This window comes from Kitasatospora putterlickiae, assembly GCF_039527695.1.
GTDB classification, from domain to species: Bacteria; Actinomycetota; Actinomycetes; order Streptomycetales; family Streptomycetaceae; genus Kitasatospora; species Kitasatospora putterlickiae.
The window spans coordinates 19,348-22,887 of record NZ_BAAAKJ010000372.1 but is presented as its reverse complement, the minus strand read 5'-3'; the positions used below and the strand labels follow the sequence as shown (position 1 = coordinate 22,887).

5 protein-coding genes are annotated in these 3,540 nt (G+C 73.1%); 2 read left to right on the top strand and 3 right to left on the bottom strand.

Annotated features, from left to right (window positions below):
• Window positions 1-132 precede the first annotated feature (132 nt).
• Both ABD308_RS33015 and ABD308_RS33010 read right to left on the bottom strand, forming a co-directional pair.
• On the bottom strand, window positions 133-531 hold the full coding sequence (locus ABD308_RS33015; RefSeq protein WP_344343256.1) for a hypothetical protein: 399 nt from the start codon (window positions 529-531) through the stop codon (window positions 133-135).
• Between the two features lie 422 nt (window positions 532-953).
• Window positions 954-1,388 (bottom strand): MarR family winged helix-turn-helix transcriptional regulator, encoded by a 435-nt coding sequence (locus ABD308_RS33010; RefSeq protein ID WP_344343254.1) that lies wholly within the window; start codon window positions 1,386-1,388, stop codon window positions 954-956.
• Between the two features lie 93 nt (window positions 1,389-1,481).
• Here ABD308_RS33010 and ABD308_RS33005 point away from each other — a divergent pair, with 93 nt between their 5' ends.
• Window positions 1,482-2,462 carry a quinone oxidoreductase family protein gene (locus ABD308_RS33005; RefSeq protein WP_344343252.1) on the top strand — a complete coding sequence of 327 codons (981 nt, stop codon included), beginning with the start codon at window positions 1,482-1,484 and terminating at the stop codon, window positions 2,460-2,462.
• Here the strand turns inward: ABD308_RS33005 and ABD308_RS33000 are convergent.
• Window positions 2,459-2,974, bottom strand: coding sequence for a hypothetical protein (locus tag ABD308_RS33000; protein ID WP_344343250.1), 516 nt, complete (start codon window positions 2,972-2,974; stop codon window positions 2,459-2,461). The genes ABD308_RS33005 and ABD308_RS33000 overlap by 4 nt on opposite strands.
• Window positions 2,975-3,318: 344 nt before the next feature.
• Between ABD308_RS33000 and ABD308_RS32995 the strand changes: the two genes are divergently transcribed.
• Window positions 3,319-3,501, top strand: a complete 183-nt coding sequence (locus ABD308_RS32995; RefSeq protein ID WP_344343248.1) for a PspC domain-containing protein — start codon at window positions 3,319-3,321, stop codon at window positions 3,499-3,501.
• The last annotated feature ends 39 nt before the right edge of the window (window positions 3,502-3,540 follow it).

The following is a 3,540-nucleotide window of genomic DNA, read 5'->3' as shown; positions in this document are numbered from 1 at the left end:
CCAGCCGGTGGAGCAGGAAGTCGGCCCCGTCGACTTCCTGCTCCACGGAGGCCTTTGAGTGCCGGGCTGATCAGGCGAGGAGGAACGCGCCCGACCGGGTTCAGCGCAGCTTCCGCCTGCGCACAGGCCCTTCTAGCCGGCGCGGCGGAGGCTGCGGACGGCGAAGGAGAAGGCGGTGGCGGTGAGGGTGGTGGAGAGCAGGAAGAGGAGGGCGACGCCGAGGTGGAGGAGGGCGTGCGGTTCACGGAGGACGCGGGCGAGCACGAGGTAGCCGGCGGAGGCTGTGAGGAGGGCGCCGAGGGTGGGGGCGGAGTAGCGGTGGAAGGCGAGCCGCCTGGGGAGGGCGGAGAGGAGGGAGCCGGTGGGTATGGAGACGAAGGTCCCGAAGAGGAGCCCCACCATGGCCCCGACGGGTACCGAGGTGTAGTGGAAGGCAACGAGGGCGACCAGGGCGCCCCAGAGGGCCCCTCCGATGACGCCGACCTGGGTGGTGCGAACGATGAGCCGGATACGCCAGGCGTTGGCGTTCATCGGTGGGGGTCCTCCGGAGCTGAGCTGTTTCAGGAGAGGTGGTCGAACTCGCCGGCCTGGACGGCCGGAAGGGGGGAACCAGGCTTCGCTGCGTCAATGTGTCGACCAGGGGGCGGCGCAGATCGCTCAACTGGCTGAACGTCCTGCGCTACGTCTCGGTCGAATGCCGGTCGCCAAGATACTCGGTGCGGCTTGGGTGATCCACAGCAATGCCGGCGAGGTTCGCCACCCGTGGGCCCAGCAAAAGGAATTGACCCGCGTACGGCGGATTCTTCAGTGCCGCGAACGGCAGGACCCGGATGGTGACACAAGGCAGTCGCGAAGCGCGTCTTCGTGGATCGCTTCGGCATATGGACATCGCGCCGCTGCGCGCCAGCGGCATGCCGCCGGCCACGAGCACGTCGCGGACGTCACCGTCCCGTTCACGCCCCGGCCTGGTGCAAGCGCCCCAGAAACGCCATCAACTGCCGCTGCTCATCGGGGTTGAGCGCCGCCAGCAGCTCCGCGTTGGCCGCCTCCGCCAGCTCCGCGCAGCGGGCGAGCACGGCGACACCCTCCGGGGTGACGGTGACGGCGTTCTTCCGCCGGTCGGCCGGGTCCGGTGACCGCAGGACGTAGCCGGCCCGCTGGAGGTGGTTGAGCGCTCCGACCATGTCCTTGGGGTCGACGGCGAGGCGGCGCCCCAACTCGGCCTGCGCCACCGGCCCGTACTCGGCGACGCCGGCGAGCACGGCGTGCTGGAGGAGCTTCAGCCCCTCCACCGCGATCGCGTCGGCGACCAGCCCCCGCCCCCGCGACGCGACGCGGCCGGCGAGCCAGCTCGGCAGGGTCTGGATGTGCTGGAGGGGCGTGGTCACGCTCTCCAGCCTACTCCGATTTTCATTGGACACCCCAACGACCCCCCATTACCGTTGGGATGCCCAATGAATTCACCGGATCGGGGAGGTCCCGTGCTGCGCATCCGCCATGAGGTCGACGGCGGCCCCGGACTCCTGCACGCCGAAGACGCGGCGCCGCCGGAGGCCGGCGCCGGGGAACTGCTGGTCCAGGTGGAGGCGGTCGGCGTCACCCTGCCCACCGTCCGCAGACTCCGCGACAGCCGCGAACCGCTCCCCCTCGGCGGCGAGATCGCCGGCCGCGTCGTCGCCACCGGCCCCGGCGTCACCTCCTTCGCGCCCGGCGACCGCGTCACCGGGCTCTGCTTCGCCGACGCCTACGCCGAATTCGCCGTCCTGCCCGCCGCGATGGCCTCCCGGGTCCCGGACGACGCGACCGCCGTCGAGGCCGTCGCCCTCGTCCGCAGCGGCCTCGTCGCGCGCGGCGCCTACGAGGCGGCGCGCGTCGAACCGGGTGAGTCCGTCCTGGTCACGGCCGCCGCCGGCGGGGTCGGCACGCTCGCCCTCCAGTACGCCCGGGCCGGCGGCGCGGGTCGCGTCGTCGCCGCCGTCGGCAGCGCCGCCAAGGCCGACTTCGTCCGCTCCCTCGGCGCCGACGAGGTCGTGACGTACCAGGACCTCGACCGCCACGGCCCGTACGACGCGATCCTCGACGGCGTCGGCGGCGACCTCCTCCCCACCGCCGTCCGCGCCCTCGCCACCGGCGGCCGGCTGGTCGCCTACAGCTCCGGCGGCGGCACGGTCGAGGCGTACGAACTCCTGCTGCGCGGCGCCTCCGTCATCGGCTTCCAGATCCGCGCGATCGCCGTCGGCCGGCCCGGGCTCTACGCCCGCTGGCGCGCCGATCTCTGGCACCGCCGCGCCGCCGGCACCCTGCGCCCCGCCGTCCACGCCGAACTCCCCCTCACGGCCGCCGCCCACGCCCACACCCTCATCGAGCGGCGCCGCAACCTCGGCAAGGTCGTCCTGGTGCCCGGGGCCCCCTCTCCCCGGACCGCGCCAGGCGGTCGCCGTGATCCGAAAGAGAGGGCCTAACCGCCGGGCGGCTCCTGGAGGCACGGCGTGATGACGACGAAGGCCAGCGAGTCGCCGCCTTCCCCGCTCCGCACGGACACCTGGTGACGGCTCCCGGGATGGCGGGCGGCGACCAGCGAGCGCGGCGTCCCGTCGGTCCTCACACGGAAGTCGGTGACCTCGAACCCGTCGCCCAGCAGCCGGTCCCGGGCTCTGCGCACCACCTCGGCGTGCCGGACGTCCGGGGTGTCCGACGTCGCGCTGTAGATCAACTCGTAGCGGTCTTCGAAGAAGGGCTCGCGCTTCTTCCCGAAGCACCGGCTGAAGTTGGTGCCGGCAGGCTTGTCGTTCAGCCGGACCTCGACCACCAGCGCCAGGTGCTCCACCACGTCACGCGCCCACGCCACCGCTTCCGCCCGGGGCTTGACGGGCAGCGGGTCGCCCTTGCCGCCACCGGGACCCGAGGACGTGCACGCCCCGAGGGTCGCGACCAACAGTGCGGCGCCCAGCAGCCGGCCCCGATGGTCCGCCATGCGGTCTCCCCCCCCAGAGACGACGGGCACGCGTCCGCACTCAGGACGCTGTGCGCCCACGCGGCTACGCCGATGCTAGAACCGCCCGGAGCTCATGGGAATCCCGGGAAACCGAACGGCCGCGCGCGGGAAGTCGGGCGGGCCGACTTCCCGCTCCGCACGCCCCGCAATCTCCGGGCCGACCCTGAGGGGAACCCTGAGAGGGGGTCGTGCCCGGTTAGGACGCAGGTCAGGGACGGGATCGGCTTGCGGGGGGACGTTCTCGGCGGGGCGGTGGCGGAGCATGGAAGTACGCCAGCCGGAGGGACCGGCCGACGGCGTCACCACAGCCATTGGAGTCCGCCATGAGCCGCCTCGCCCGCCCCCGCCACAACCGCGTCATCGCCGGCGTCTGCGCCGGGATCGCCGAGCGCTTCGGGCTCACGCCGTGGACCGTGCGCGCCCTCTTCCTGGCCTCCTGCCTGCTGCCCGGCCCGCAGTTCCTCATCTACCTGGCGCTCTGGCTGCTGCTCCCCCAGGAGCCGTGACACCGGGAGCGCGGGAAGGGGCCGCCCGCCTCCCCGACG